Origin of the sequence: Brevundimonas sp., assembly GCF_041911375.1 — a bacterium.
Classification (GTDB): Bacteria; Pseudomonadota; Alphaproteobacteria; order Caulobacterales; family Caulobacteraceae; genus Brevundimonas.
On record NZ_JAYRPA010000013.1, the window covers coordinates 14,267 to 40,478 of the forward strand.

The 26,212-nt window shown below is 69.0% G+C and carries 20 protein-coding genes; 13 read left to right on the top strand and 7 right to left on the bottom strand.

Annotated elements, in window-relative coordinates; genetic code table 11:
• Positions 1-16: 16 nt before the first annotated feature.
• Positions 17-1,708 (bottom strand): glycoside hydrolase family 43 protein, encoded by a 1,692-nt coding sequence (locus tag ACE3PU_RS01945; RefSeq protein ID WP_374386095.1) that lies wholly within the window; start codon positions 1,706-1,708, stop codon positions 17-19.
• Positions 1,709-1,791: 83 nt separating this feature from the next.
• On the opposite strand from ACE3PU_RS01945, the gene ACE3PU_RS01950 reads away from it, so the two are divergent.
• The 8 genes from ACE3PU_RS01950 to ACE3PU_RS01985 all read left to right on the top strand — a co-directional run bounded on the left by ACE3PU_RS01950 (position 1,792) and on the right by ACE3PU_RS01985 (position 10,837).
• Positions 1,792-2,931 carry an endo-1,4-beta-xylanase gene (locus ACE3PU_RS01950; RefSeq protein WP_374386097.1) on the top strand — a complete coding sequence of 380 codons (1,140 nt, stop codon included), beginning with the start codon at positions 1,792-1,794 and terminating at the stop codon, positions 2,929-2,931.
• Between the two features lie 86 nt (positions 2,932-3,017).
• A complete protein-coding gene (locus tag ACE3PU_RS01955; protein WP_374386099.1) occupies positions 3,018-4,178 on the top strand; it encodes a fumarylacetoacetate hydrolase family protein in 1,161 nt (386 codons plus the stop codon).
• On the top strand, positions 4,175-4,933 hold the full coding sequence (locus tag ACE3PU_RS01960; RefSeq protein WP_374386101.1) for an SDR family NAD(P)-dependent oxidoreductase: 759 nt from the start codon (positions 4,175-4,177) through the stop codon (positions 4,931-4,933). The genes ACE3PU_RS01955 and ACE3PU_RS01960 overlap by 4 nt, the downstream gene beginning before the upstream one ends.
• 52 nt (positions 4,934-4,985) lie before the next feature.
• On the top strand, positions 4,986-6,419 hold the full coding sequence (locus ACE3PU_RS01965; protein ID WP_374386103.1) for a sugar porter family MFS transporter: 1,434 nt from the start codon (positions 4,986-4,988) through the stop codon (positions 6,417-6,419).
• A gap of 75 nt (positions 6,420-6,494) precedes the next feature.
• Complete coding sequence (locus tag ACE3PU_RS01970; RefSeq protein ID WP_374386105.1) at positions 6,495-7,937, top strand: aldehyde dehydrogenase family protein; 1,443 nt, start codon at positions 6,495-6,497, stop codon at positions 7,935-7,937.
• A 6-nt stretch (positions 7,938-7,943) separates the two neighbouring features.
• Positions 7,944-8,798 carry an SMP-30/gluconolactonase/LRE family protein gene (locus ACE3PU_RS01975; RefSeq protein WP_374386107.1) on the top strand — a complete coding sequence of 285 codons (855 nt, stop codon included), beginning with the start codon at positions 7,944-7,946 and terminating at the stop codon, positions 8,796-8,798.
• The gene (locus ACE3PU_RS01980) at positions 8,795-9,658 is read left to right on the top strand and encodes an aldose 1-epimerase (protein WP_374386109.1); all 864 of its coding nucleotides are present in this window, start codon (positions 8,795-8,797) and stop codon (positions 9,656-9,658) included. The genes ACE3PU_RS01975 and ACE3PU_RS01980 overlap by 4 nt, the downstream gene beginning before the upstream one ends.
• An 87-nt stretch (positions 9,659-9,745) precedes the next feature.
• Complete coding sequence (locus tag ACE3PU_RS01985) at positions 9,746-10,837, top strand: LacI family DNA-binding transcriptional regulator (protein ID WP_374386112.1); 1,092 nt, start codon at positions 9,746-9,748, stop codon at positions 10,835-10,837.
• A gap of 236 nt (positions 10,838-11,073) precedes the next feature.
• On the opposite strand, the gene ACE3PU_RS01990 is transcribed toward ACE3PU_RS01985, so the two are convergent.
• Positions 11,074-14,295: a TonB-dependent receptor gene (locus ACE3PU_RS01990; RefSeq protein WP_374386114.1), complete on the bottom strand. Its 3,222-nt coding sequence runs from the start codon at positions 14,293-14,295 to the stop codon at positions 11,074-11,076.
• 183 nt (positions 14,296-14,478) lie between these two features.
• On the opposite strand from ACE3PU_RS01990, the gene ACE3PU_RS01995 reads away from it, so the two are divergent.
• From ACE3PU_RS01995 to ACE3PU_RS02015, 5 genes are all read left to right on the top strand, one after another.
• Positions 14,479-15,993, top strand: coding sequence for a tryptophan halogenase family protein (locus ACE3PU_RS01995; RefSeq protein ID WP_374386116.1), 1,515 nt, complete (start codon positions 14,479-14,481; stop codon positions 15,991-15,993).
• Complete coding sequence (locus tag ACE3PU_RS02000; RefSeq protein WP_374386118.1) at positions 15,993-17,498, top strand: tryptophan halogenase family protein; 1,506 nt, start codon at positions 15,993-15,995, stop codon at positions 17,496-17,498. The genes ACE3PU_RS01995 and ACE3PU_RS02000 overlap by 1 nt, the downstream gene beginning before the upstream one ends.
• Positions 17,495-18,514: a cupin-like domain-containing protein gene (locus ACE3PU_RS02005; RefSeq protein WP_374386120.1), complete on the top strand. Its 1,020-nt coding sequence runs from the start codon at positions 17,495-17,497 to the stop codon at positions 18,512-18,514. Before ACE3PU_RS02000 ends, ACE3PU_RS02005 begins: the two co-directional genes overlap by 4 nt.
• A gap of 71 nt (positions 18,515-18,585) precedes the next feature.
• Positions 18,586-19,170, top strand: coding sequence for a hypothetical protein (locus tag ACE3PU_RS02010; RefSeq protein ID WP_374386122.1), 585 nt, complete (start codon positions 18,586-18,588; stop codon positions 19,168-19,170).
• A complete protein-coding gene (locus ACE3PU_RS02015) occupies positions 19,167-21,017 on the top strand; it encodes a glycoside hydrolase family 9 protein (RefSeq protein ID WP_374386124.1) in 1,851 nt (616 codons plus the stop codon). Before ACE3PU_RS02010 ends, ACE3PU_RS02015 begins: the two co-directional genes overlap by 4 nt.
• On the opposite strand, the gene ACE3PU_RS02020 is transcribed toward ACE3PU_RS02015, so the two are convergent.
• From ACE3PU_RS02020 to galE, 5 genes are all read right to left on the bottom strand, one after another.
• Positions 20,993-22,510, bottom strand: coding sequence for a tryptophan halogenase family protein (locus tag ACE3PU_RS02020; RefSeq protein WP_374386126.1), 1,518 nt, complete (start codon positions 22,508-22,510; stop codon positions 20,993-20,995). The genes ACE3PU_RS02015 and ACE3PU_RS02020 overlap by 25 nt on opposite strands.
• 76 nt (positions 22,511-22,586) lie before the next feature.
• The gene (dapD, locus tag ACE3PU_RS02025; RefSeq protein WP_374386128.1) at positions 22,587-23,444 is read right to left on the bottom strand and encodes a 2,3,4,5-tetrahydropyridine-2,6-dicarboxylate N-succinyltransferase; all 858 of its coding nucleotides are present in this window, start codon (positions 23,442-23,444) and stop codon (positions 22,587-22,589) included.
• A complete protein-coding gene (locus ACE3PU_RS02030; protein ID WP_374386130.1) occupies positions 23,441-24,103 on the bottom strand; it encodes a pyrimidine 5'-nucleotidase in 663 nt (220 codons plus the stop codon). Before ACE3PU_RS02030 ends, dapD begins: the two co-directional genes overlap by 4 nt.
• Positions 24,100-25,029, bottom strand: coding sequence for an acetylglutamate kinase (argB, locus tag ACE3PU_RS02035; RefSeq protein WP_374386132.1), 930 nt, complete (start codon positions 25,027-25,029; stop codon positions 24,100-24,102). Before argB ends, ACE3PU_RS02030 begins: the two co-directional genes overlap by 4 nt.
• A gap of 99 nt (positions 25,030-25,128) precedes the next feature.
• Positions 25,129-26,118 carry a UDP-glucose 4-epimerase GalE gene (gene galE / locus ACE3PU_RS02040; RefSeq protein ID WP_374386134.1) on the bottom strand — a complete coding sequence of 330 codons (990 nt, stop codon included), beginning with the start codon at positions 26,116-26,118 and terminating at the stop codon, positions 25,129-25,131.
• Between the last annotated feature and the right edge of the window lie 94 nt (positions 26,119-26,212).

Below are 26,212 nucleotides of genomic sequence, written 5' to 3' on the forward strand. Positions count from 1 at the left end.
GAGAGGGAGGCTGGCCTTACTTCGTCTCCGACTGGGCGAAGGGACCGAAGACGGCGCCGACGAAGCCGCCGGCCGTGCGGGTGCTGAGCAGCTTGCCGTCCGCGTTCGCCAGGATGGTGGACCAGTCGCCGTCTCCTTGCGCGACCGCGAAGTCGTAGGCGTCGCCGCGTCCGCCGATGCGGAACCGGATCGGCCCCTCCCCCGTCAACGGCCGGCTGGCCAGCAGTTCGCCCGCGCTCGCTTGGTCGGGCCCGGCGCGCCGGCGCAGTTCGACGACGACGGCGCCGGCGCGACGCACGGCCGACAGGGCGTACCAGAAGTCGTCGCTTTGCAGGACGGCCAGGCCGGCGCGGTCGCCCTCGCGCGCGGGCGCGGCGCGCAGCACCGTCTGGGCTTCCGCATCCTGGTGCTGCTGGCGACGGCCCAGGAAGGACGGATTGGCGTTGTCGCCCAGGCCGACCGGCCGCGCCTTCAGCGTCAGGGCGCCGGGATGGGACGTCAGATCGAACCAGGTCTCGCGCGGATTGCGCAGCATCATCCAGTAGGGCGGCAGGGCGGGCCCGTCGAACTCGTCCGCCACCTCGAAATCGCCATTGGTGGGCATGGCCGGCACGGGTTGAACCGGCAGGTTCGGCCGCTCTCCGACGTAGGGGATGACCTCGCCCGGCTTCAGGATGACGGGCCAGTCGCCGGACCAGTCGACCGGCAGCAGGAAGGTCTCGCGTCCGGTGTTGTAGAAGTCGCCCTCATAGGGCCGCACCGCCAGGAAGGTCGCCGCCCAAGAGCCGTCGGGCAGTTGCACCAGATCGGCGTGCCCGGCCGAGGTGACGGGGTTGGGCCGGTCGCGCGGCAGGTCGCGCTGGGTCAGGATCGGATTGCCGGACCAGGGCTCGTAGTGGCCGTCGGGCTTGCGCGACCGCAGCACGACCTGGGAGTGGCCCTCGGCCGTGCCGCCTTCGGCGCAGACCAGATAGTACCAGTCGCCCTTGCGGATGATGTGCGGCCCCTCGATCCAGATGGGGTTGGTCGAGGGGTCCACCCCGCCGTCCACCAGCACCTTGCGCGGCCCGAAGGTCTTCTTCTCGACGGGATCGAAGCGCTGGATCCAGATGGCGCGGTGGCCCTCATAGCGCGGCGTTCCCTCCGGCGGGCCGTTGTTCACGATCCAGGCCGTCCCGTCGGTGTCGAAGAACAGGCCCGGATCGATGCCGCCCTTCAGATCCGGCAACCAGACGGGATCGGACCAGGGACCGGCCGGATCGCTGGCGGTGATCAGGAAGTTGTCGCCGCAATCGACGCAGGTGTTCAGGATGTAGAAGGTCCCGTCCCGATGCTCGATCGTCGGGGCGAACACGCCGCGCGACAGGCCCAGGGTTCCGAAATCCAGCTGGTCCGGCCGGTCGATGGCGTTGCCGATCTGGGTCCAGCTGACCAGGTCGCGGCTGTGAAAGACCGGGATGCCGGGGAAGTAGGAGAAGGTCGAGGTGACCAGATAGTAGTCGTCGCCGACGCGGGTGATCGAAGGATCTGGGTAGAAGCCCTGCAGGATCGGGTTGCGGTACTGGTCCGCCGTCGGCGCCGGACCCTGATGCGCCGCGTCGCTTCCGCGATAGACGAAGCGATCGAACACCGCCTCCTGCGCCGTCGCGCCGCCCGCGATCGCCGCCAGGGCGAGGGCCGCGATGGCCGCGCTGCCTGTCCTTCTCATCCGATTGTCCTCCCGCGTTTATTTTTCACTTGTCTGAGTTTTTGCATTCGGCTCTTGTTAGCGCAACCATAAGGAGGAAGACGATGACCCAGGGCCTGACCCGTCGCGGCCTGATGGCCGCCGCCGGCGCCGCCGCGATCGCTCCGGCCGCCGCGCCGGCCTTCGCCGCCGAGCCGAGCCTGAACGACCTGGCGCGCGCCAACGGCCGCTTCTTCGGCAGCGCGGTCGGCGCAGGCGACGCGGGCGTGACCGCCTCCCTGGGCGACCAGACCTATCGCCATCTGCTGACGCGCGAGTGCGGCCTCTTGGTCTGCGAGAACGAGATGAAGTGGTACGTGCTGCGGCCCGACTCCGAAACCTTCGACTTCTCGCGCGCCGACCGCATCGCCGACTTCGCGCGCCAGAACGGCATGGACCTGCGCGGCCACACCCTGCTGTGGCACCATCCGCAGTGGTTCCCGGCCTGGGTGGCGACCCACGACTTCGGACCCCGGCCCGCCACGGCGGCCGAGGCCATGGTGGTCGACCACATCCAGCGCGTCGCCGGGCGTTATCCGCAGATCCGCTCGTGGGACGTGGTGAACGAGACGGTGGACGCCGACACCGGCGAACTGCGCGAGACGCCGCTGTCGCGCGCCATGGGCCAGTCGGTCCTGGACGTGGCCTTCCACGCCGCGCGCGAGGCCGCGCCCCAGGCGCAGCTGGTCTATAACGACTACATGAGCTGGGAAGCCGGCCACGAGAACCACCGGGCCGGGGTGCTGCGCCTGCTGGAGGGCTTCAAGGCGCGTGGCGTCCCCATCGACGCCCTGGGCGTGCAGAGCCACATCGGCTCGGGCAACAGCGACAACTCGGTCGGCTTCGACACCGCCCAGGAGCGTGAGTGGGGCGCCTTCATGGACGAGGTCGTGGGCATGGGGCTGGAGGTCGTGATCACCGAGTTCGATGTGCACGACAAGAACCTGCCCGCCGACATCCCCTCGCGCGATGCGGCCGTCGCCGAACTGGGGCGACGGTATCTGGATCAGATGCTGGCCTATCCCCAGACGACGGGCGTGGTCGCCTGGGGCATGGCGGATTCCCACACCTGGCTTCAGGGCAATTGGCCCCGCGCCGACCGCCTGCCCAAGCGGCCCACCCCCTATGACGCCGAAGGCCGGGCCAAGCCGCTGCGGGCGGCCATCGCGGACGCCTTCCGCGCAGCGCCCGCGAGACCCGCATAAGCCACCCTTGACGGTCGGCCGTCCGGCCACGATGATAGCGCTAACACTCAAGAACCGCTCCGCATTGACGGAGCTGGCGGGGGGAAATGACGACGCTACTCCACGATCTGCCTGCCGATTGGCGCGAGGGAGTCTTCCTCGGTCGGCTGGGCCTGGCTGAGGGACCGACGCCGGTCCTGGTGCGCAAGGGGCGGGTGCACGACATTTCGGCCTGGGCGCCGACCTCGGCCCAGGCGGCGGCCCGCCCGGACCTGGCCGATGCGCCGGGCCGGGACCTGGGCGATCTGGAGACGCTAGCGCTCGGTCCCGCGTGGAGCGACGCAGGCGTCACGCCGCGCCTGCTGTCGCCGGTCGACCTGCAATGCATCAAGGCCTCGGGCGTGACCTTCGCGATCTCGGCCGTGGAGCGCGTCATCGAGGAGCGCGCGCGCGGCGACGCCGACAAGGCGCTGGCCATTCGCGAGGCCCTGGCCGATCGCGTCGGCGCCGATCTTTCGGCCGTAAAGCCCGGCTCGGAACAGGCCTACGCCCTGAAGGACGCCCTGATCGCCGACGGCCTGTGGTCCCAGTATCTGGAGGTCGCCATCGGCAAGGACGCCGAGATCTTCACCAAGGCGCCGGTCCTGGCCTCGGTGGGCTGGGGCGATCTGGTCGGGGTCCGTCCCGACAGCGCCTGGAACAACCCCGAACCCGAGGTCGCGATCCTGTGCGATCCGACGGGCCGCCCCGTCGGCGCGGCGCTGGGCAACGACGTCAACCTGCGCGACATCGAGGGCCGATCCGCGCTGCTGCTGGGCAAGGCCAAGGACAACAACGCCTCGGCCGCCCTGGGCCCATTCGTGCGCCTGTTCGACGCCGGCTTCGGCATGGACGACGTGCGCGACGCGACGGTGTCGCTGGAGGTGCGCGGCGAAGACGGCTTCGTGCTGGAGGGTTCGTCCTCGATGCGGCTGATCAGCCGCGACCCGCTGGACCTGGTCGGCCAGACGCTGAACGAGAACCATCAGTATCCGGACGGCTTCATCCTGTACCTCGGCACCATGTTCGCGCCGATCAAGGACCGCGACGCGCCGGGCCAGGGCTTCACCCACAAGCCGGGCGACGTGGTGACCGTCTCGTCCGAGCGCCTGGGCACGCTGCGCAACCGCGTGACCACCACCGACCGGGCCCCGCCGTGGACCCTGGGCGTGGTCGAACTGATGTACAATCTGGCCGGTCGCGGCCTTCTGAAGGAGCGATCGATTTGAGCGCCGCCGTCTACCCCTCGCTGAAGGACAAGCTGGTCGTCGTCACAGGAGGCGGCTCGGGCATCGGGGCCGGCTTCACCGAGGCCTTCGCCCGCCAGGGCGCGCGCGTCGTCTTCCTGGATGTCGCCGTCGAGGATTCCCAGGCGCTGGCCGCCGCGCTGTCCGGCCTGTCGCCCGCGCCGGTGTTCAAGCGCTGCGACCTGACCGACATCGCCGCCCTGCAGGCCTGTTTCGGCGAGATCGCGGCCGAGTACGGCGAAGTGGACGTGCTGATCAACAACGCCGCCAACGACGACCGCCACAGCCTGACCGAGGTCACGCCCGCCTACTGGGACGACCGGCTGAACGTAAATCTTCGCCACCTCTATTTCGCCGCCCAGGCCGTGGCGCCGAAGATGCGCGCGCGGGGGGCCGGCGTTATCATCAATCTGGGCTCCATCTCCTGGCACCTGGGCCTGCCCGACCTGTCGCTGTACGAGACAGCCAAGGCCGGCATCGAAGGCATGACCCGCGCCCTGGCGCGCGAGCTGGGCGTCGACGGCGTGCGCGTCGTCTGCATCGTGCCCGGCAACGTCCAGACCCCGCGGCAAATGAAGTGGTACACGCCCGAGGGCGAGGCCGAGATCGTCGCCGCCCAATGCCTGAAGGGACGGCTGCAGCCGTCGGACGTCGCGGCGCTGGGCCTGTTCCTGGCCTCGGACGATGCACGTTTTATTACAGGCCACGAATATTTCGTGGACGCAGGCTGGCGTTAAGGTTTCCTAGGATTTTCACGCCCGCGTCAGACGGGCTTCGGGAGGGTATTCAATGGCAGGACCGACGGGGGGCTCCGGCCCCGACATCGCGGGGAGCGACCGCGTCAACATGGCCTTCATCGCCCTGATCGTGGCGGTCGCCACCATCGGCGGCTTCATGTTCGGCTATGATTCCGGCGTGATCAACGGGACCCAGGACGGGCTGGAGGCGGCCTTCAACCTTTCGGCCCTGGGGACCGGCTTCAACGTCGGCGCCATCCTGCTGGGCTGTGCGGTCGGCGCCTTCATCGCGGGTCGCCTGGCGGACGCCATCGGCCGTCGCACGGTGATGCAGATCGCCGCCGTCCTGTTCATCATCTCGGCCGTCTGGGCTGGAGCAGCCGACAGCTCGGCCCACTTCATCATCGCCCGCTTCATCGGCGGCCTGGGCGTGGGCGCGGCCTCGGTGCTGTCGCCGGCCTACATCTCCGAAGTGACTCCCGCCTCGATCCGCGGCCGGCTGTCGTCGGTGCAGCAGATCATGATCATCACCGGCCTGACCGGCGCCTTCCTGGCCAACTACATCCTGGCGGCGACCGCGGGCGGATCGACCGCCGAGTTCTGGATGGGCTTCCCCGCCTGGCGCTGGATGTTCTGGCTTCAGGTCATCCCCGCCGCCATCTATCTGCTGGCCCTGCTGGTGATCCCGGAAAGCCCGCGATACCTGGTCGTCAAGAAGAAGGACGCCCATGCCGAGGCCGTGCTGACCAAGCTGTTCGGCCCCGGCGCCGGCGCGCGCAAGGTGCAGGAAATCCGCGCCTCCCTGGCCGCCGACCACAAGCCCAAGTTCTCCGACCTGCTGGACCCCGCCACCAAGAAGGTGCGTCCCATCGTCTGGGCCGGTCTGATCCTGGCCGTCTTCCAGCAGCTGGTCGGAATCAACATCGTCTTCTACTACGGCGCCGTGCTGTGGCAGTCGGTGGGCTTCTCCGAGAACGACGCCCTGCAGATCAACATCCTGTCCGGCGTCCTGTCGATCGCCGCCTGTCTGGCCGCCATCGGCCTGATCGACAAGATCGGGCGCAAGCCTCTGCTGCTGATCGGTTCGGCCGGCATGTTCGTGACCCTGTCGATCATGGCCTGGTGCTTCTCGCGCGCCGGCCTGGTCGACGGCTCGCTGCACCTGGACGACGCCACCGGCCTGATCGCCCTGATCGCCGCCAACGCCTATGTCGTCTTCTTCAACTTCAGCTGGGGCCCGGTCATGTGGGTCATGCTGGGCGAGATGTTCCCCAACCAGATGCGCGGTTCGGCCCTGGCCGTCGCCGGCTTCGCCCAGTGGATCGCCAACTTCGCCATCTCGGTCAGCTTCCCGGCCATGGCCGCGGGCCTGGGCCTGGTGGTGACGTACGGCTTCTACGCCGTCAGCGCCCTGATCTCCTTCTTCCTGGTCCAGGCCTGGCTGAAGGAAACCCGCGGTCGGGAACTGGAAGACATGACGGGCTGACCTATCTAATAGTCTGAGTTATCCCTCACGGGCGGCGCTCCCCCGCCGCCCGTTTCCACATCGAAAGGACGCGCCATGACCGACACGCTTGAACTCTCCCACTGGATCGGCGGCGAGAAGGTCGCGGCCGACCGCCCCGGCGAAAGCCACAACCCCTCGGACACGCGCGACATCGTGGCCCGCATTCCCAAGGGCGGCGCCGCCGAGGTCGATCAGGCCGTGTCCGCCGCGACCGACGCCTTCGAAGCTTGGTCCGAGGCGTCGCCCGAGGTGCGCTTCGACGTGCTGGACAAGGCCGGGTCGCTGATCATGGAGCGACGCGAGCAGATCGGCCGCCTGCTGTCGCGCGAGGAAGGCAAGACCGTCCCCGAGGGCATCGGCGAGACCGTCCGCGCCGCGCGCATCCTGAAGTATTTCGCCGGCGAGGCCCTGCGCATGCACGGCCAGAACCTGGCCTCCACCCGTCCCGGCGTCGAGGTCCAGACCTATCGCCAGGCCGTCGGCGTGTTCGGCTTGATCACGCCGTGGAACTTCCCCATCGCCATTCCCGCGTGGAAGATCGCCCCGGCCATCGCCTTCGGCAACACCGTGGTCATCAAGCCCGCCGGCCCGACGCCGGCGACCGCCGAAGCCCTGATCGCGGTCCTGCACGAGGCCGGCCTGCCCAAGGGCGTGGTCAACATGATCATCGGCGACGGCGACGTCGGCCGCGCCATCGTCGCCCATAAGGACGTCACCGGAATCAGCTTCACCGGCTCTCAGGGCGTGGGCGCGGGCGTGGCCGAAGGCGCCGTCAAGCGTCAGGCTCGGGTGCAGCTGGAAATGGGCGGCAAGAACCCGCTCATCGTGCTGGACGACGCCGATCTGGATCGCGCAGTGAATATCGCCCTGGACGGCTCCTTCTTCGCCACCGGTCAGCGCTGCACCGCCTCCAGCCGCCTGATCGTTCAGGACGGCATCCACGACAAGTTCGTCGCCGCCCTGGCCGAGAAGGTCGCGGCCCTGCGTGTCGGCGACGCCCTGGATTCCAACACCCAGATGGGACCGGCCGTCAGCGAGAGCCAGCGCGACGTCTCCTACAAGTACATCGACGTCGCCCGCGAAACCGGCGGCCGCATCGTCACCGGCGGCGAGCGGCTGAACCTGGAAAAGCCGGGCTGGTACGTCCAGCCGACCCTGATCGCCGACACCCTGCCCGACATGCGCATCAACAACGAGGAAGTGTTCGGCCCGGTCGCCTCGACCATCCGGGTCAAGTCCTACGAAGAGGCGCTGGCGGTCGCCAACGGGGTCGAGTTCGGCCTGTCGGCGGGGATCGTCACCAGCTCGCTGAAGCACGCGCGCGACTTCCAGCGCCGCGCCAAGGCCGGCATGACCATGGTCAACCTGCCCACCGCGGGCGTGGATTACCATGTGCCCTTCGGCGGCTCGAAGAGGTCGTCCTACGGGTCGCGGGAACAGGGCTTTGCGGCAGTCGAGTTCTACACCCAGATCAAGACCAGCTATTCGGCGGGGTAGATCCGGATGAGCGACGCCGAACTGGTCTGGGACGTCCAGGCGGAGCTGGGCGAGGGCCCGGTCTGGGATGCTGCCCGCAAGGCGGTGTGGTTCGTCGACATCAAGGGTCGGCGGCTGCATCGCTACACTCCCGCGACCGGCGACAAGGCGTCGTGGGACGCCCCGGATCAGATCGGTTTCGCCCTGCCCGCCGAGGACGGCGCTCTGGTCTGCGGCGTGCGCGGCGGCCTGTATCGCTTCACGCCGGAGACGGGCGCCTTCGCCATGATCCTGCCGGTCGAGCGCGACCGGCCGCAGAACCGGCTGAACGACGGCTTCGTCGCGCCGGACGGTTCGCTGTGGTTCGGCTCCATGGACGACAGTGAAGAGGTCAGGACCGGCGCCCTCTATCGCTGGGCGGGCGGCGAACTGACGCGGCACGACGACGGCTATGGCGTCACCAACGGGCCGTGCCTCAGCCCCGACGGCAGGACCCTCTATCACCACGACACGCTGGAAAAGACGGTCCTGGCGTTCGATCACGACGACGGCGCCCTGTCGAACCGGCGGGTTTTCGCCGTGACCGAGGACGGCTTCGCTGACGGCCCCAGCATGGACGCCGACGGCGTGCTGCACGTCGGCCTGTTCAACGGCTGGGGCCTGGCGCGCTTCTCGCCGGAGGGCCAGCGCATCGGCACGATCCGCCTGCCCGTCCAGACCGTGACCAAGGCGGCCTTCGGGGGCGAGGACCTGCGCGACCTCTATTGCACCACCGCCTGGCTGGGGAACGCCGACAAGCGGGCCGATCAGCCGACGCTGGGCGGCCTCTATCGCCTGCGGGTCGAGACGCCGGGCCTGCCGCAGAACCTGATCCGGCTGTGATCCGCCTGGAAGCGGGCGACTGGCGCGCAGAACTTGAGCCGCGCCTTGGCGGCGCCGTCCTGAGCCTGACGTTTCGCGGCCGCCCGATCCTGCGTCCAACGCCCGAAGGGGCGGACGACCCGCTTCAGACCGCCTGCTTTCCCCTGGTCCCCTATGCGAACCGCATCCGCCGAGGCCGCTTCCGCTTCGACGGCCAGGCCCGCGCCGTCGGCGCCACGCCGGGGTTCGAGCCGCACGCCCTGCACGGCGTCGGCTGGCGGACGGCCTGGACGGCGGAGCAGGTCGATGCGCACGCCGCCGTCCTGACGCTGCGCCATGACGCCGGCGCCGACTGGCCCTGGGCCTTCGACGCCGAGCAGCGGCTGGTCCTGTCGGACGACGGCCTGTCGATCGTGCTGTCGCTGACCAACCGCGATGATCGCGCCGCCCCGGCGGGCGTGGGCCTGCATCCCTACTTCCACCGGCCGCCCGACGCCCGGCTGACCCTGGCCGCCCCGCGCGTCTGGTTGACCGACGACCTGATCCCGCGAGCCCTGGCGCCCGCGGACGCCCTGTTCGACTGGAGCGGGGGCCCCAGCGTCGCCGACGCCCCCTTCGTCGACAACGCCTTTGACGGCTGGACCGGAGAGGCGCGGCTGGCGTCCTCGAACGGCGGCGCGGTGATCGCTGCGCCGGGCGTCGACCGCGTCCATGTCTATGCCCCGCAGGGCGCCGACTTCGTCTGCATCGAGCCCGTCACCCATCGCCCCGACGCCCTGAACGCCCCCGATGGAGAACCGTCCGGCCTGGTCGTCCTCCAGCCGGGTCAGAGCCTTTCCCTTTCGATGAGGATCGGCGCCCCGCCCGAGCCCCGCGCCTGAAGCCCACGCCTGCGGCCCCTTCCCCCTTCGGCCGCAGGGCCTTAGGCAGGATGTTCGCGGCGCCGGTTGCGCCATTGGAGGATCAGCGTGCAACGCAAGTCGACCAGGCGGAAAGGCGGCGGCCGGACGATCGACGACGTCGCGCGTCACGCCGGCGTCTCGCCCATGACCGTGTCGCGCGTCATCAACGGCGAACGCAACGTCCGCGAGGCCACCCGCCTGCGCGTCACCGAAGCCATCCGCGAACTGGGCTACGCCCCCAACCAGGCCGCACGCAGTCTGGCCAGCGCCCAGACGCTGAAGATCGGCCTGCTCTACAGCAACCCGTCGGCCGCCTATCTCAGCGAGTTCCTGCTGGGCGGGCTGGATCAGTGCAGCCGCGCCGGCGCCCAGCTGGTGGTCGAGAAGTGCGAGCCCGAGGTCGGCGAGACCGTCGCCATCGAACGGATGCTGACCGCCGGCGTCGACGGCGTGCTGCTGCCGCCGCCGCTGTGCGACTCGGCCTTCGTCGTTGACCGGCTGGAGGCGGCCGGCCTGCCCGCCGTCGCCGTGGCCTCCGGCGAACCCCTGCCCAGCGTGTCGGCCATCCGCATCGACGACGAGGCCGCGGCCGAGGCCATGACGCGCCATCTCATTGGCCTGGGGCACCGCCGCATCGCTTTCGTGCGCGGCCACCCGAACCAGACCGCCAGCGCGCTGCGCTTCAAGGGCTACGCCAAGGCGCTGAAGGCCCACGGGATCGAGGTGGACGACCGGTTGGTGGCCCAGGGCTATTTCACCTACCACTCGGGGCTGGACGCGGCCGATCAGCTGCTGACCCTGCGCCACCGGCCGACCGCCATCTTCGCCAGCAACGACGACATGGCCGCCGCCGCTATCGCCGTCGCCCACCGCCAGGGCCTGGACGTGCCGCGCGACCTGACCATCGTCGGCTTCGACGACACGGCCCTCGCCAGCACCGTCTGGCCGCCCCTGACCACCATCCGCCAGCCCGTCGCCGAGATGTCGCGCGAGGCCGTCAGCGTGCTGGTCGACGCCATCCGCCGCAAGGCCGACGGCCAGCCCGCCGTGGCGGGGCGCGAACTGATGGGCTTCGCCCTGATCCGTCGCCAGTCCGACGGCCATCCGCCGGCCGAGCCGGGGACGCCGCCGGTAAAGGGCCGCAAGGCGGCGCCGTGACGCCGTGGCTTCCCGACGCCTGAGACGGCTTTCCCGTCCTGGCGCTGGTGAAGCGCGAGCCGTTCTTCAATGAAATCCGTCCCGCCGGACGGCTGGTGGCGACGCGCCGCTCACGCCGGATATGGCGGCCGTGACCCCCGCCGTCGCCGCCGTCCGCGACCCCAGACCTCGGCGCAAAAAAAGGGGACGCATCGCGCAAGCGACGCGTCCCTGGGAGGGATGGAGTACCGGCCGTCCTAGAAGGTGGCGCGGGCGATCAGGGTGAAGCGACGGTCGTTCATGAACCACGAGCGCGGCGCGCGCAGCAGGTCGTTGTTCAGGACCTGGCTGGTGCGGGTGATCTCGTTGGTCAGGTTCACCGCCTGCAGGCCGACCTTCCAGTTGTCGTTGACGGTGTAGAAGATCGACCCGTCCAGCTGGCCCGTGTCCTCGTTCATGATCGGCGCATAGGGGACGATGACGTCGCGCGGCGTGATCAGGAACTCCGAACGCCAGGCGTAGGCCAGGCGCGCCGAGATCCGGCCCTTCTCGTAGAAGCCCGCGAGGTTGACCGTGTGCTTCGACAGGTTCTGGAGCGGCAGCAGGCTGGTGTCGACGTTGGACACTCGGCCGGCCGCCACGTCCGGATCGGTCGACGACAGGGTGCTCTGCGCCACGCCTTCGGAGTCGATGTAGGTGTAGTTGGCGTTGACGCCGAAGCCGTCGAACGGGGCGGGCAGGAAGTCATAGGTCTGCTGATAGGCGACCTCGAAGCCCTTGATCTTGCCGGTTTCGTCCGAGTTCACCGGCGTCGTCACCACCGAGTCGAAGGTGGCGCCGTTGTTGGTGAAGCTCAGGCGCTGGACGCCGTTGGTGATGACGTCTTCCAGCTCCTTGTAGAACAGCGACAGGGTCAGCTGGCCCACATCGGCGAAGTACCATTCCACCGAGGCGTCGTAGTTGGTCGAGAAGATCGGCTTCAGATAGGGATTGCCCACCGAGAAGCGGCCCGTCGGACGACCGTCGACGATGTCCTGCGCGTTCGCCGACAGCGAGATGTTGTAATAGTTGCGCGTCAGACCCAGGTCCGGCGGCGTGATCGCCTGCGAAAGGCCCAGGCGGAACTGCAGCCCGTTGCCCACCTCCAGCTTGGCGTTGAAGCTCGGCAGGAAGTAGTCGTACTCGATCTCGGCCGACGTCTCCTCACGGGCGCCGTTGGCGAAGTCCCGCGCCCCTTGCCGGACCTCCGGCGCCAGTCCGCAGAACGGGGTCAGTTCCTGCCCGGGCGGAACCGGCTCCAGGCAGGTCTCCTCGGTCGGGAAGGTGCCCAGGTTGAAGGCCGTGAAGCCTTGCGCCGCCCGCTCGGTCTTCACATAGCGGATGCCGTAGTTGCCGCTCAGGTTCCAGCCGTTGTCGAACTCCTTGCCGTAGCGGAGCATGACGTAGAAGGCCGTGGTGTCTTCCTGGATCGGGTTGATTTCCTGCGGCAGGAAACCGTCGGCGTCCGCGTCGCAACGCAGGCCGAGCGGCACCCAGTTCTGGGGACAGGCCGCGCCGTCGGCGTTGCGCGAGCGCCATTCGTCGCCATAGGCCAAGGCGTAGTCCGTATAGGCCTGATAGTTGTCGATGATGTTCTGGTTGTAGAACAGGCGGGGCTGGTCTCCGGTCGGGACCGGCGCCTCTCCGCGCATGAAGTTGTCGAACGAGAAGATCTCGTTGTAGTCCATGGGGTTGAAGCCGGTCGTCCCCGGCGCCCCATCGGTTTGCGGCACGCCGTCGACCAGATCACTGAGCCAAACGGGACCATTGTCGCCCCACTGCTCGGACAGAACACCCCAGTTGTAGGTCGTGAAGCGCGCGACCTGATCGCGCTTGTTGTAGCGCGCGCCGAAGCGGATCGAGCGGATCCAGTCCTGATCGAACGAATAGTCCGCGTCGATGCGGAAGGCGTCGGACTGGCCCTCGCTCATCTCCTTGTGGTCCATCGCCGCGCGCGAGAAGCTGTTGTACGGCGAGGAGAAGTTGGCGTTGTCGCCGCGATAGTATCCGGGGCAGGCGGCGGTCGCCGGCCCGTCGCAGGGCGCGCCGTTCAGGAACGGCGGCAGGAAGGTCACCACGGGGACGTCAGACCCGCGGATCTGGATCGCGGCGTTCTGGTAGGTGGAGTTCCACAGACCCGCGTCGAGATTGTCCAACTCGGAATCGACGTGCTGGTAGTCGAAGTTCAGCGACAGCCGATCCGTCGGGGTCCACTTGAAGTTGAAGCCGTAGTCCGTCGTGACCGACTGCTGATAGACGTCGCGGCGCTGGTTGTTGCTCTGCAGGCCGTTGATCGGCGTGCGGGGATCGGGCCCGTTCTGGTCCGCGCGCCAGCCGGTGACGCCGGTGATGATGCCGTTGGTGAACAGGCCGTCCTCGCCGAAATCCAGGGTCGTGCCGACCTGGGCCTGCGAGTCGCCGTTGGAGGTGACGTTGTCCGTCGCGATCTCCATCGCGTGTTCGGTCCAGGCCTGTGTCGCATCGGAGCGCAGGAACTGCGCCGTGGCGATCATGGTGCGATCGTTGCTGCGCCACTGGCCCGCGGCCGCATAGCCGCGCCGTTCGCGATCAAAGGTCTGCGACCGGAAGGCGGCGCCGCGCGGGAACCAGACGTCGGCCACCTCGGTCGCGCCGTCGGTCGGCACGACGTCGCCGTTGGAATAGAGGGTGCGCGGGCCGTAGTTGGAGATCTGCTGGCCGTCGCCGCGCGACTTCAGCTGCGAATAGACGGCGTTCAGCATCAGGCCGAACTCGCCGAAGCTGGTTTCCCAGCGATCGCTGATCAGGCCCGAGAAGGTCGGCGTGACCTCTTCGACGAAGTCGCCGTAGCTGGCCTCCGATGAGAAGGCGACGACGCGGCCGGGGCTGTCGAAGGGCACCCGGGTGCGCAGATTGACCGTGCCGGCGATGCCGCCTTCGATCAGGTCCGCCGAGGGGTTCTTGAACACGTCCACGCCGCCCATCAGTTCGGCGGGCACGTCGGCGAAGCTGAGCGAGCGCCCGTTGTTGGCGGTGAAGGTGTCCCGTCCGTTCAGCTCGGACCGCACGAAGGTCAGGCCGCGCACGACCACGCCCGAGCCTTCGACCGAGAAGTGGTCGGGGTCGACGCCGGCGGCGAAGCGGTCGATCGCCACGCCGGGCACGCGCTGCAGGGCCTCGGTGACGGAACGGTCCGGCAGGGCCCCGATGTCCTCCGAGGAGATGGAATCGACGAAGACGTCGGCGCTCTGCTTGATCGCCTGGCTGGAGCGCAGGCTGGAGCGGATGCCGGTGACCACCACTTCCTCGACCTCGGCGGCCTGGGAATCGTCGGTCTGATCCTGGGCCAGCGCCGGAAGCGCGGCGGCGCTGACCGCCGCGACGGCGATCAGGGAAACGCCTCCCTTGAGGAAGCTCCCTCTCGTGAACGCAGGACGAATTGCGGGCGTGACGACACGCATGATGTTTAACCTCCCCAAGTCAGCATTTCTTTTGTTAGCGCTACCATCAGGCAGCAGGGAAATGTCTGAGTAATCTGGATATCGCAGTCTTTCAGATCGCGCAAGCCCGTTGATTTCGTCGGTCTGTGAGCGGAAGGTCAGGCCGAAAAACGCCCCGGAGAGGGCCAGGGGGAGGCAGTCAAAATGGCGAACGGACCGGTCCGCGACATCGTCATCGTCGGCGGCGGAACCGCGGGATGGATGGCGGCGGCGGCCCTGTCGCGGCTGTCCGGCAACGGGGTCACGCGGGTGATTCTGGTCGAGTCCGACGCCATCGGCACCGTCGGGGTCGGAGAGGCGACCATTCCCCCGATCCGCACCTTCAACGCCATGCTGGGCCTGGACGAGGCCGACTTCGTTCGCGAGACGCGCGGGACCTTCAAGCTGGGGATCGAGTTCGTCGGCTGGACCCGGCCCGAGCACGCCTACATGCATCCGTTCGGCGCCTTCGGCGCGGATCTGGAAGGCGTGAAGTTCCACCAGGCCTGGCGTCGCCTTCACGACCAGGGTCTGGCCGGGCCGTTCGGCGACTACAACATCTGCGAAGCGGCCGCTCGCATGGGGCGGTTCGGACCCGGCGATCCGCGCAGTCCGGTCACCCGCACGACCTGGGCCTATCATTTCGACGCGGGCCTCTACGCCGCCTATCTGCGCCGCTACAGCGAGGCGCGCGGCGTGGTTCGTCATGAGGGCCGGGTGGTCTCGGTCGAGCAGCGGCCCGAGGACGGCTTTCTCAGCGCGGTCGTGCTGGAAGACGGGCGACGGCTGGAGGGCGACCTGTTCATCGACTGCTCGGGCTTCGGCGGACTTCTGATCGAACAGACGCTGAAGGCGGGCTACGAGGACTGGAGCCGCTGGCTGCCGTGCGACAGCGCCGTCGCCGCACCCTGCGCCCATCGAAATCCGGGCGTGCTGGAGCCCTACACCCGCGCGACGGCCCGGGCGGCGGGCTGGCGGTGGCGCATTCCGCTGCAGCACCGCGTCGGCAACGGCTATGTCTATTCCAGCGCCCACGTCTCGGACGAAGACGCGCGCGCCCAGCTGCTGAACGGCCTCGAGGGCGAGCCGCTGGCCGAGCCGCGGCGCCTGACCTTCACCACCGGTCGCCGAAAGCAGGCGTGGATCAAGAACTGCGTCGCCCTGGGCCTGGCCTCCGGCTTCCTGGAGCCTCTGGAATCGACCAGCATCCATCTGATCCAGGCGGGCGTCACCAAGCTTCTGGCGCTGTTCCCGGACCGCGGCTTCGACCCGCGCGACATCGCCGAATACAACCGCCTGACCAATCTGCAGATCGAACAGGTCCGTGACTTCATCATCCTGCACTACAAGGCCAACGGCCGCGTCGGCGAACCGTTGTGGGACCACTGTCGCGCCATGACGGTTCCCGAAAGCCTGGAGCGTCGCATGAACCTGTTCCGCCACAAGGGCCGCCTTTTCCGGCACGAGGACGAACTGTTCGCCGAATCCAGCTGGCTGGCCGTCCTGCTGGGCCAGGCGGTGACGCCCGAGGGCCACGACCCGCTGGCCGACGCCCTGCCCCTGCCGGCGCTGGACGCCGCCGCGCGCGAGATCCGCGATCGTGTCCGCGCGGCCGCCGCCGCCATGCCGCCCCAGGCCGAAGTGATCGCGCGCTTCTGCGCCGCGCCGGAGGCCGCGTGATGGACGACCTGCGCATCCGCAAGATCGTCATCGTCGGCGGCGGGACCGCCGGCTGGATGACCGCCGCCGCCCTGGGCAAGCTGCTGGGCCCGGACTACGCCGAAATCGTCGTCGTCGAATCCGACGAGATCGGCATCGTCGGCGTCGGCGAGGCGACCATTCCCCAGATCGGCATGTTCAACCGGATGCTGGGCCTGGACGAGGACGACTTCGTCCGGAAGACCAAGGGCAGCTTCAAGCTGGGCATCCAGTTCGTCGACTGGGGCCGCAAGGGCCAGACCTACTTCCATCCGTTCGGCCCGTTCGGCGTGGACATGGAAGGCGTCTCCTTCCACGCCTTCTGGCTGCGACTGGCGCAGGCCGGCGCGCCGCACCCCATCACCGACTATTCGCTACAGGCCGTCGCGGCCGAGGACGACCGCTTCATGCGCGCCATCGACGCCGGCCCCAAGTCGCCGCTGTCCAAGATCGCCTACGCCTTCCATTTCGACGCCGGCCTTTACGCCCGTTTCCTGCGCCAGTTCGCCGAGACGCGCGGCGTGCGTCGCCAGGAAGGCAAGATCGTTCGCGTCGACCAGCGCGCGACCGACGGCTTCATCGAGGCGGTGGCGCTGGAAAGCGGAGAGCGGATCGAGGGCGAGCTGTTCATCGACTGCTCGGGTTTCCGCGGCCTGCTGATCGAACAGACGCTGAAGGCCGGCTACGAGGACTGGAGCCACTGGCTGCCGTGCGACCGGGCGGTGGCCGCGCCCTGCGAAAGCGCGCCGGTCCTGACGCCCTACACCCGCTCCACCGCCCGCGACGCCGGCTGGCAGTGGCGTATCCCGCTGCAGCACCGCACGGGCAACGGCCACGTCTATTCCAGCCGTCATATCTCCGACGACGAGGCGGCGAGCGTCCTGCTGTCCAATCTGGACGGACAGCCGCTGGCGGACCCTCGCTTCCTGCGGTTCATCACCGGACGGCGCAAACGGGCCTGGGTCAAGAACTGCATCGCCCTGGGCCTGGCGTCCGGCTTCATCGAGCCGCTGGAATCGACCAGCATCCACCTGATCCAGAGCGGCATCGCCAAGCTGCTTCAGATGTTCCCGGACCGAACCTTCCCCCAGGCCGACATCGATCGCTTCAACCGCACCACCCAGCTGGAGATGGAGCAGGTCCGCGACTTCATCATCCTGCATTACAATCTCAGCGAACGAGACGACACGGCCTTCTGGCGCCACTGCCGCGACATGGACGTGCCGGAATCGCTCAAGGAGAAATACCGCCTGTTCGAGACGACCGGCCGCATCTTCCGCGAGAACGACGAACTGTTCAACGACACCAGTTGGTTCGCGGTGATGATCGGCCAGGGGATGCGGCCCAAGCGCTTCGATCCGGTCGCCGAGGTGCTGTCGCTGCAGGAGACCGAGCGGCGGCTGGCCGAGGTTCGGCGGGTCATGCGCACCTGCGCCGACAAGATGCCCGGGCACGCCGAGTTCATTCGCCGGAACTGCGCCGCATGAACCCGCCGGTCCGCCTGGGCCGCCCGCTGCCGGAGATGGCGGCCGCCACGCCCGCCGACGTTCTCGCCTGCGCGGCGGAGGGGCGGCCCATGGTGCTGCGCGGCCTGGTTCGCGACTGGCCGGCGGTCCAGGCGGCGCGCGAGAACCGACTGGCCGACTATCTGCGGAGCCTCGACCGAGGCGGGGTCGGCGATGTCATCCTGGGCGGCCCCGAGATCGAGGGGCGGCCCTTCTACAACGCGGACCTTTCGGGGCTGAACTTCGAACGCGCGCGTCGGCCCCTCACGGCGCTGCTGACGGCGCTGGAGACTGTGGCGGACCAGGCGCGTCCGCCCACCCTGTACATGGGCTCGGCCCCTGCCTCGGCCCTGCTGCCCGACTTCCCCGCCGCCAACCCGGCGCCCGGGACGCCCGCGGGCGTCGAGCCCCGGCTGTGGATCGGCAACGCCACCACCATCCAGACCCACCACGATCACGCCGACAACATCGCCTGCGCCGTCGGCGGCCAGCGCGTCTTCACCCTGTTCCCGCCCGAACAGGTGGCCAACCTCTATGTGGGCCCGCTCGATTTCACACCGGCCGGCCAGCCCATCAGTCTGGTGCAGTTCGATCGCGGCGACTGGCGAAGCGACTGGCCCAGGTTCGACGCCGCCGCCGAGGCCGCCCGACACGCGGTGCTGGAGCCGGGCGACGCCGTCTACATCCCGTCGCTCTGGTGGCATCACGTCCAAGCCACGGCGACGTTGAGCATGCTGGTCAATTACTGGTGGACCGTGGGGCCGGTCGGGGCCCCCTCGCCGTTCGACGCCCTGGTGCTGACGATCGGCGCCCTGGGCGACCTGCCGCCGGAGCGGCGACGCGCCTGGGCCGCCCTCTTTGACCATTATGTCTTCGAGACGGACGCCCGAACCCACGCCCACCTGCCGCCCCAGCGGCGCGGCGTCCTGGGGGAATCGACCCCGGCGATGCTTGACCGTATCAAGCGGTTCGTGATGAACGGCCTGGCGCGTCGCTGAGGCCTTGCCAAACATCCGATGATTGTCTGAGTATTCGATATCAGCGCGGGAGACGCTGGTTGGGAGGCGACATGTTCAACAAATTTCTCGGGGCGGCCGCCGCCGTCCTGCTTGCAATCATCCCCTCGACCGCGCCCCAGGCGCAGGACGACGACATCCTCAAGAACCTCATCAACAACCCCAACGTCGCCAGTTGGCAGGTGCTGGGCGTCAGCCGTCCGCCCCGGCCCCAGCGCGCCGAGGGCGTTCTGGGCGAGCGGGCGATCCGCATCGCGGCGCGCCGCTCGGACCAGCCCTGGACCATCGCTGCGCAGATGCCCGTCACCGGGGCCGTCAAACAGGGCGACACCGTGCTGCTCGCCGTCTGGGCCCGCCTGGCGGTCGCCCCGCCCGGCGCCGAGACCAGCCGCCTGCCGCTGCGTGTGCAGGAGAGCACGCCGCCCTACGGCGCCCTGGCCGAAGACGCTGCGACCGTGGGATCGACCTGGACCATGATCTACGCCTCGGGCGTCGCCACGAAGGACTACGCCCCCGGCGCGGCCAACCTGGCGGTTCACCTGGCGGGCGCCGACCAGACCGTGGAGCTGGGGCCGGCGCTGCTGCTGAACTTCGGCCAGAACTACGACGCGTCCAAACTGCCCCGGAACACGCCATGAAGATCGCCCTGTCCGCCTGTGTCGCCGCCGCGGCCCTGATCGCCGCCGCGCTGCCCGTCCAGGCGGCGGACCGTCCCGCCATCCGCCTGAACCAGGCGGGGTACGAGGCGGACCATCGCATCGGCATGACGATCGTGGCCGACGCGGCGACCCCGCTTCCGTGGCGGGTGATGGATGAGGCCGGGACGGTCCGGGCCGAAGGTCAAACGCGGCCGTTCGGCGCCGATGCGGCGTCCGGCGAGCGGGTTCATCAGATCCGCATCGACGCCCTCCCCGCGGGCGACTACAGCGTCGCCGTCGATGGCCACCGGCGCGCCTTCAGCGTCGCGCCGCGCCCCTTCGCGACGCTGAAGCGGGACGCCCTGGCCTACTTCTACCAGAACCGCGCCGGGGTCCCGATCCTGGCCCGGCACGTCGAACGTCCCGACCTGGCGCGCGCCGCCGGCCATGCCGAAGAGGTGGTGACCTGCTTCTCCGGACGCGACCAGCTGGGCGCCGACTGGCCGGGCTGCGACTATCGGCTGAATGTCACCGGCGGCTGGTACGACGCCGGCGACCACGGCAAGTACGTCGTCAACGGCGGCATCGCGGTCTGGACCCTGGTCGACGCCTATGAGCGCGGACGCCGGCAGGACCTCGCGCCCTTCGCGGACGGCGCCGCCGACATCCCGGAGGCCGGCGACGGCGTGGACGATCTGCTGAACGAGGCGCGCTACGAGCTGGAGTTCCTGCTGGCGATGCAGCTTCCCGAAGGCGCGCGGACAGCGGTGCTGATCGACGGCGCGCCCCGCGTGATCGACGCCGGCGGCCTGGTCCATCACAAGGTCGCCGACCGCGCCTGGACGGCCCTGCCGATGGCGCCGGCCGACGATCCGCAGCCCCGGCTGCTCTATCCGCCCAGCACCGCCGCGACGCTGAACCTGGCCGCGGTCGCCGGCCAGTGCGCCCGGGTGTGGCGGGACGTCGATCCCGCATTCGCCGATCGCTGCCTGACCGCCGCACGGCGCGCCTACGCCGCCGCCAAGGCCCATCCCGGGCTGCTCGCCGACAACCGCTTCGACGGCAGCGGCGCCTATGGCGACGACCAGGTCGCGGACGAATTCTATTGGGCGGCGGCCGAGCTGTGGGCCGCGACCGGCGAGGCGGCCTATGCGGCCGACGCGCGCGCCTCCGCCTACTGGCTGGGCGGACCGGGCGCGGGCGCGTCGTCGACGGGCGACATCTCGTGGGGCCAGGTCGGCGCGCTGGGGACCATCACCCTGGCCGCCGCACCGGAGCTCTCTGAAGCCGAGCGCCGCACCGCGCGCGACAATCTGACCGCGACGGCGCGCGCCTATCTGGCCGAGGGCGAGACCCAGGGCTACGCCTTGCCGCGCGGCGGCGACCGGTTTGAATGGGGCTCCAACGGCGCCCTGATGAACCGCGCCATGATCCTGGGTCTGGCCCATGACTTCACCGGCGAGCCCGCATTCCGCCACGGCGTTGTGGACAGTCTGGACTATCTGCTGGGCCGCAACCCGCTGGACCAGTCCTATGTCTCGGGCTGGGGCGAACGGCCGATGCGTCATCCGCACCACCGCTTCTGGGCGGCTGGATCCGGCCCCGAATGGCCGGAGCCGCCGTCCGGCGCCCTGTCGGGCGGCCCCAACAACACCGCCATGTCCGACGAGATCGCCAAGCCGATGCAGGGCCATTGCGCCCCGCTGGCCTGCTGGGCCGATCACATCGATTCCTATGCGCTGAACGAGGTCGCCATCAACTGGAACGCGCCGCTGGTCTGGGTCGCGGCCTTCGTCGATCCCGCGCCCGCGCCCCAGACGGCTCAGACGGCTTCGGCCGCGCAGTAGCGGGCGATGTAGGCGTCCTGCGTCGGCAGGCTGTCGGCGGCCCGCCGGATGGTTTCGCGCATCCGCTGCAGTCCCGCGCGCAGACGGGCCGGGTCTTCCGCGGCCACCAGCGGATGCGCCCGCCCCGGCGTCACGTGCTGGCCCAGGAAGACGGCGACCCAGGAGGGATGCTGGAACAGGCCTTCGCGATAGTCCTGGACCACGCCCTTCTCGCGGAACAGCGCGATCTTCTCGGCCAGGCTGTCGGGCGGCGCCGTCTCGCGCACGGCCCGCCACAGCGGGGAATCGTCCCTTAGGCTCGTGTGGTAGTGCAGGATGATGAAGTCGCGGATCCGTTCGTACTGCAGGTCCATCTGGCGATTGAATTCGCGCGCCGCCGCCGCGTCGCGGGCGTGGGCGGGCCACAGCTCGGTCAGCTTGGTGATCGCGGCCTGGATCAGATAGATGCTGGTCGACTCCAGCGGCTCGATGAATCCTGAGGCCAGCCCCACCGAGACGCAGTTGGCCACCCAGTTCCGGGTCCGCTGACCGGCCAGGAAGCGCAGATGGTTGGCCTCCTTCAGCGCCTCGCCTTCCAGCAGCCCCCTCAGCCGCGCCTCGGCCGCGTCGGCGTCCAGGAAGGCGCTGGAATAGACATAGCCGTTGCCGATCCGATGCTGCAGCGGGATGCGGAACCGCCAGCCGGCCTCCAGCGCCACGGCCTGGGTATAGGCCCGCCTGGGCGCATCGCTGGCGCACGGCAGGGCCACGGCGCGGTCGCACGGCAGCCAGTGCGACCAGTCGGTGTAGCCCGCCTTCAGCGTCTGTTCGATCAGCAGCCCCCGGAAACCGGAGCAGTCGATAAAGAAGTCCCCGGCGATCTCTCGCCCGTCCTCCAGCGTCACCGACCGGATCGTCCCGTCCTCCGGCACCTGCGCGACCGAGGCGATCCGGCCGTCGATGCGGATCACCCCCCGCGCCTCCGCGAACCGCCGCAGATAGGAGGCGTAGAGGCCGGCGTCGAAATGATAGGCGTAGTCATAGGTCGACAGGACCGACCGCATGTCGTCGACGGGCGGCGCGAACCGCCCTTCCCGCGCCGCGACGATCGGCAGGGCGTAGTCGTCGATCGCGCCGACCTGCTCCGCCCCGCCGCCGTGCAGCCAGTAGTGATGGAAGGGCGCCGCCCCGCCCAGCGCGCCATAGTCGCCGAACGGGTGATAATAGGTGTCGCCCGCTCGGCCCCAGTCGTCGAAGCGGATGGCCAGCTTGAAACTCGCCTGGGTCGCCCGCATGAAGTCGGCTTCGTCGATGCCGAGCCTGGCGTTGAAATCGCGGATGTGCGGCAGGGTCGACTCGCCCACGCCCACCGTGCCGATCTCGCTGGATTCGACCAGCGTCACCCGCACGCCCGTGGGGGCCACCAGCACGGCCAGCGCGGCCGCGCTCATCCAGCCGGCGGTCCCGCCGCCGACGATGACGACGTCTTCGATCCGCGCCCTGCCTTCCGTCACGCCCGCCCCATTTGTCCGACCTTTTTCAATCTATGACCCAGCTTCACGGCGGGGCCAAGTCGGACGGGCGCGGGGATCAGTCGCGCAGCAGCTCGTTCACCCCGGTCTTGGCCCGCGTCTGGGCGTCGACGCGCTTGACGATGACGGCGCAGTACAGCGACGGCCCGCCGTTGGCGTCCGGCAGGGATCCCGGCACCACGACCGAATATGCCGGCACCTCGCCCCGGAAGACTTCGCCGGTCGCGCGGTCCACGATCTTGGTCGAGGCCGACAGATAGACGCCCATGGCCAGGACCGCGCCCTCACGCACGATCACGCCCTCGGCCACCTCGGCGCGGGCGCCGACGAAGCAGCCGTCCTCGATGATGGTCGGACTGGCCTGCAGCGGCTCCAGCACGCCGCCGATCCCGGCGCCGCCCGACAGGTGCACGTTCTTGCCGATCTGGGCGCAGGAGCCGACCGTGGCCCAGGCGTCGACCATCGAGCCCTCGTCGACATAGGCGCCGATGTTCACGAACGAAGGCATCAGCACCACGTTGCGGCCGACATAGGCGCCCTTCCTGACGATGGCGCCGGGCACCGAGCGGAAGCCGGCGGCCTGATAGTCGCCGGCCGCCCAGTCGCCGAACTTGTTGGGCACCTTGTCCCAGAAGGGGCCGACGCCCGGCGCGTGGCTGGTGGGGCCGCGGTCGCCCGCGCGCATGATCTGGTTGTCGTTCAGGCGGAAGGACAGCAGCACCGCCTTCTTCAGCCACTGGTGCGTGGTCCAGACGCCGTCGTCGCCGCGCGAGGCGACGCGTGCCTGGCCCGAGTCCAGCAGCTCCAGCGCCGTCTCCACCGCATCGCGCACCTCGCCGTGCGTGGCGGTCGAGACCTCGGCCCGGTTCTCCCAGGCGGCCTCGATGACGGTTTCCAGATGCGACAGGTCGGTCATGCGGGGGCGTCCTTGAAGGTCAGGTCGGAAAGGAAGTCGAGCAGGTCGGGCGCCTGGTGGTCGATGTGGTCGCCCAGCGGCTTGCCGCGCCCGTCGCCGATCAGCACCGTGGCCATGCCCAGCGCCTTGGCGGGCTCCAGATTGCGCGGCGTGTCCTCGAAGAAGGCGGCGCTGCGCGGCTCGAAGTCGAAGCGCTCGATCATGCGCCGGAAGACGGACGGCGCCGGCTTGGGCGTCAGGTCCCCGTCCTCGATGGCGAAGACGCCTTCGAAACAGTGGGCGATGCCCAGCCGGTCCAGCACCCGGCCGGCGTAGTCGCGCGCGCCGTTGGTGAAGACGAACCGCCGGCCGGGCAGGCGCATCAGCTGTTCGGCCAGGCGCGGATTGGGCTCCAGCCCGTCCAGCGGCACGTCATGGACCATCTCCAGGAAATGCTCCGGCTCGATGGTGTAGTTGGCCATCAGCCCCGCCAGGGTCGTGCCGTGCTCGTCCAGGAACTGGCGCTGCAGCACGCTGGCCTCTTCGGGCTCCAGGCCCACGGCCTCGACCACATAGGCGTTGATCCGCGCCTGGACGAGGTTCAGCAACCCCTGCTCGGGCGGGTACAGGGTGTCGTCCATGTCGAACACCCAGGCCGCGACGTGGCTCAGATCGTTCAAGACGCCTTCACCAGGGTGCCGGCGCCGAATTCGGTGAACAGCTCCACCAGCATCGCGTGCGGGCGGCGGCCGTCCAGGATGACCACGGCCTCCACCCCGGCGCGAACGGCGGCCATGGCCGTCTCCAGCTTGGGGATCATGCCGCCGGTGGCGACGCCCGTGTCGATCAGCCCTTGCGCCTCTTCCAGCGTCATCTGGCGGATGATCTCGCCGTCAGCGCCCTTCACCCCCGGCACGTCGGTCAGCAGCAGCATTCGCTTGGCGCCCAGCGACCCGGCCACGGCGCCCGCCACGGTGTCGGCGTTGACGTTATAGGTCTGGCCGTCCTCGGCCACCCCGATGGGGGCGATGACCGGCACCCAGTCCTCGGTCTCCGAGGCGATCAGGCCCTTGATCAGCTTGGGGTCGACCTTGGTCGGTTCGCCGACGAAGCCCAGATCGACCTCGTGCTCGATCATGCTGTCGGGGTCGCGCTTGGTGCGGCGGGTCTTCTCGACCGTCAGCAGGCCGGCGTCCTTGCCAGACAGGCCCACGCCGCGCACGTCGGCCTCCTTGCCGGCCATGGTGATCCAGTGGGCGATCTCCTTGTTCACGGCGCCGGACAGGACCATTTCGGCCACTTCCATCGTCGCCGGATCGGTGACCCTCAGCCCGTCGACGAAGGCGGACTTCACCCCCGCCTTGTCCAGCATGGCGCTGATCTGCGGCCCGCCGCCGTGCACCACGACCGGGTTCACCCCCATCAGCTTCAGCAACACCACATCCGCGGCGAACTGCTTGGCCACCGCGCTCTCGCCCATGGCGTGGCCGCCATATTTGATGACCACGGTCTCGCGATCATAGACCTGGATATAGGGCAGCGCCTCGGCGAGCGTCTTCGCCGTCTCCCAGCTGCGTTCCTCGGACTGGCGTTCGGTTTCGTTCATCACGCGCGCGAGATAGCGGGGGATGAGAAGGAAGTCACGGAGTAAGGCCGCTCTTCAAGTGGGAACAGCCGGCGCCTGAACCTGCCAGGCCATTCCTCGTCATGCGGCGCCCGCGCTGTCGCGCTCCGACACATGCCAGCGCCATGCGGTTGCAATGATATCGTCAAGGCTTCGCTGCGGACGCCACCCTAGAACCTCTCGGGCCTTGCGGTTGTCCGCCACCAGGCACGGCGCGTCCCCTGGCCGACGAGCCGCCCCCTCGATAGGGAATGGCTGGTTGGTGCCTCGGCGGATCGTTTCAACCAACTCCTTGACTGTCGTACCTGTCCCCGTGCCGAGATTGAACGCCGTCGTTTGTCCACCATCCAACAGGTAGCGCAGAGCCCTGACGTGCGCGTCCGCGAGGTCCATCACATGGATGTAATCGCGGATCGCGGTGCCATCCCGGGTTTCATAGTCCTCGCCGAACACCTTGAACCCCGTCCGAAACCCCAACGCCGTCTGCAAGGCGAGCGGGATCGCATGGGTCTCAGGATGGTGACGCTCTCCTATTCGCCCCTCTTCGTCAGCTCCGGCGGCATTGAAGTAACGCAGCCAGGCTGAGCGGAACCCCGCATAGGTCGAATAGTCCGCCAAGACCTGCTCGATCATCAACTTGGACCGACCATAAGGGTTGAGCGGGACCTGGACATGGTCTTCCGCCATCGGCAGCGTCATCGGCTCACCGTAGGTGGCGCACGTCGACGAAAACACCATGCATTCGACGCCCGCCCGGCGCGCTGCCTCGATCAGAGTGATGGCTCCAGCCACATTGTTCTCATAGAAGCGACCCGGCTCCCGTACAGATTCACCTACCTCGATCAAGGCTGCGAAATGGAGCACAGCCTTAGGCTGGTGCCGGCTCATGACCTCCTCGAGCCGATCCGCGTCACGGATATCGCCCTTCTCCAGCGGACCCCACTGCACGAAAGCGGCGTGGCCGTTCGAGAGGTTGTCATAGACGACGGGCTTGAACCCCGCTTCCGACAGAGCGAGGCACGTGTGCGAACCAACATAGCCGGCGCCGCCGGTGACAAGAATTGTATCCACTCTGGACCACCTCCTATGATGCGCCATCTCATCGGCAAGCCGAATTCGCCTTAAGCCGCCTATACGGCCAATCACTGGGGGCGCGGCCTAATCC

Coding starts and splice junctions, on each gene's coding strand:
- ACE3PU_RS01945 (WP_374386095.1), bottom strand. CDS start 1,708: ATGAGAAGGACAGGCAGCGCGGCCATCGCGGCCCTCGCCCTGGCGGCG.
- ACE3PU_RS01950 (WP_374386097.1), top strand. CDS start 1,792: ATGACCCAGGGCCTGACCCGTCGCGGCCTGATGGCCGCCGCCGGCGCC.
- ACE3PU_RS01955 (WP_374386099.1), top strand. CDS start 3,018: ATGACGACGCTACTCCACGATCTGCCTGCCGATTGGCGCGAGGGAGTC.
- ACE3PU_RS01965 (WP_374386103.1), top strand. CDS start 4,986: ATGGCAGGACCGACGGGGGGCTCCGGCCCCGACATCGCGGGGAGCGAC.
- ACE3PU_RS01970 (WP_374386105.1), top strand. CDS start 6,495: ATGACCGACACGCTTGAACTCTCCCACTGGATCGGCGGCGAGAAGGTC.
- ACE3PU_RS01975 (WP_374386107.1), top strand. CDS start 7,944: ATGAGCGACGCCGAACTGGTCTGGGACGTCCAGGCGGAGCTGGGCGAG.
- ACE3PU_RS01990 (WP_374386114.1), bottom strand. CDS start 14,295: ATGCGTGTCGTCACGCCCGCAATTCGTCCTGCGTTCACGAGAGGGAGC.
- ACE3PU_RS01995 (WP_374386116.1), top strand. CDS start 14,479: ATGGCGAACGGACCGGTCCGCGACATCGTCATCGTCGGCGGCGGAACC.
- ACE3PU_RS02000 (WP_374386118.1), top strand. CDS start 15,993: ATGGACGACCTGCGCATCCGCAAGATCGTCATCGTCGGCGGCGGGACC.
- ACE3PU_RS02005 (WP_374386120.1), top strand. CDS start 17,495: ATGAACCCGCCGGTCCGCCTGGGCCGCCCGCTGCCGGAGATGGCGGCC.
- ACE3PU_RS02010 (WP_374386122.1), top strand. CDS start 18,586: ATGTTCAACAAATTTCTCGGGGCGGCCGCCGCCGTCCTGCTTGCAATC.
- ACE3PU_RS02015 (WP_374386124.1), top strand. CDS start 19,167: ATGAAGATCGCCCTGTCCGCCTGTGTCGCCGCCGCGGCCCTGATCGCC.
- dapD (WP_374386128.1), bottom strand. CDS start 23,444: ATGACCGACCTGTCGCATCTGGAAACCGTCATCGAGGCCGCCTGGGAG.
- argB (WP_374386132.1), bottom strand. CDS start 25,029: ATGAACGAAACCGAACGCCAGTCCGAGGAACGCAGCTGGGAGACGGCG.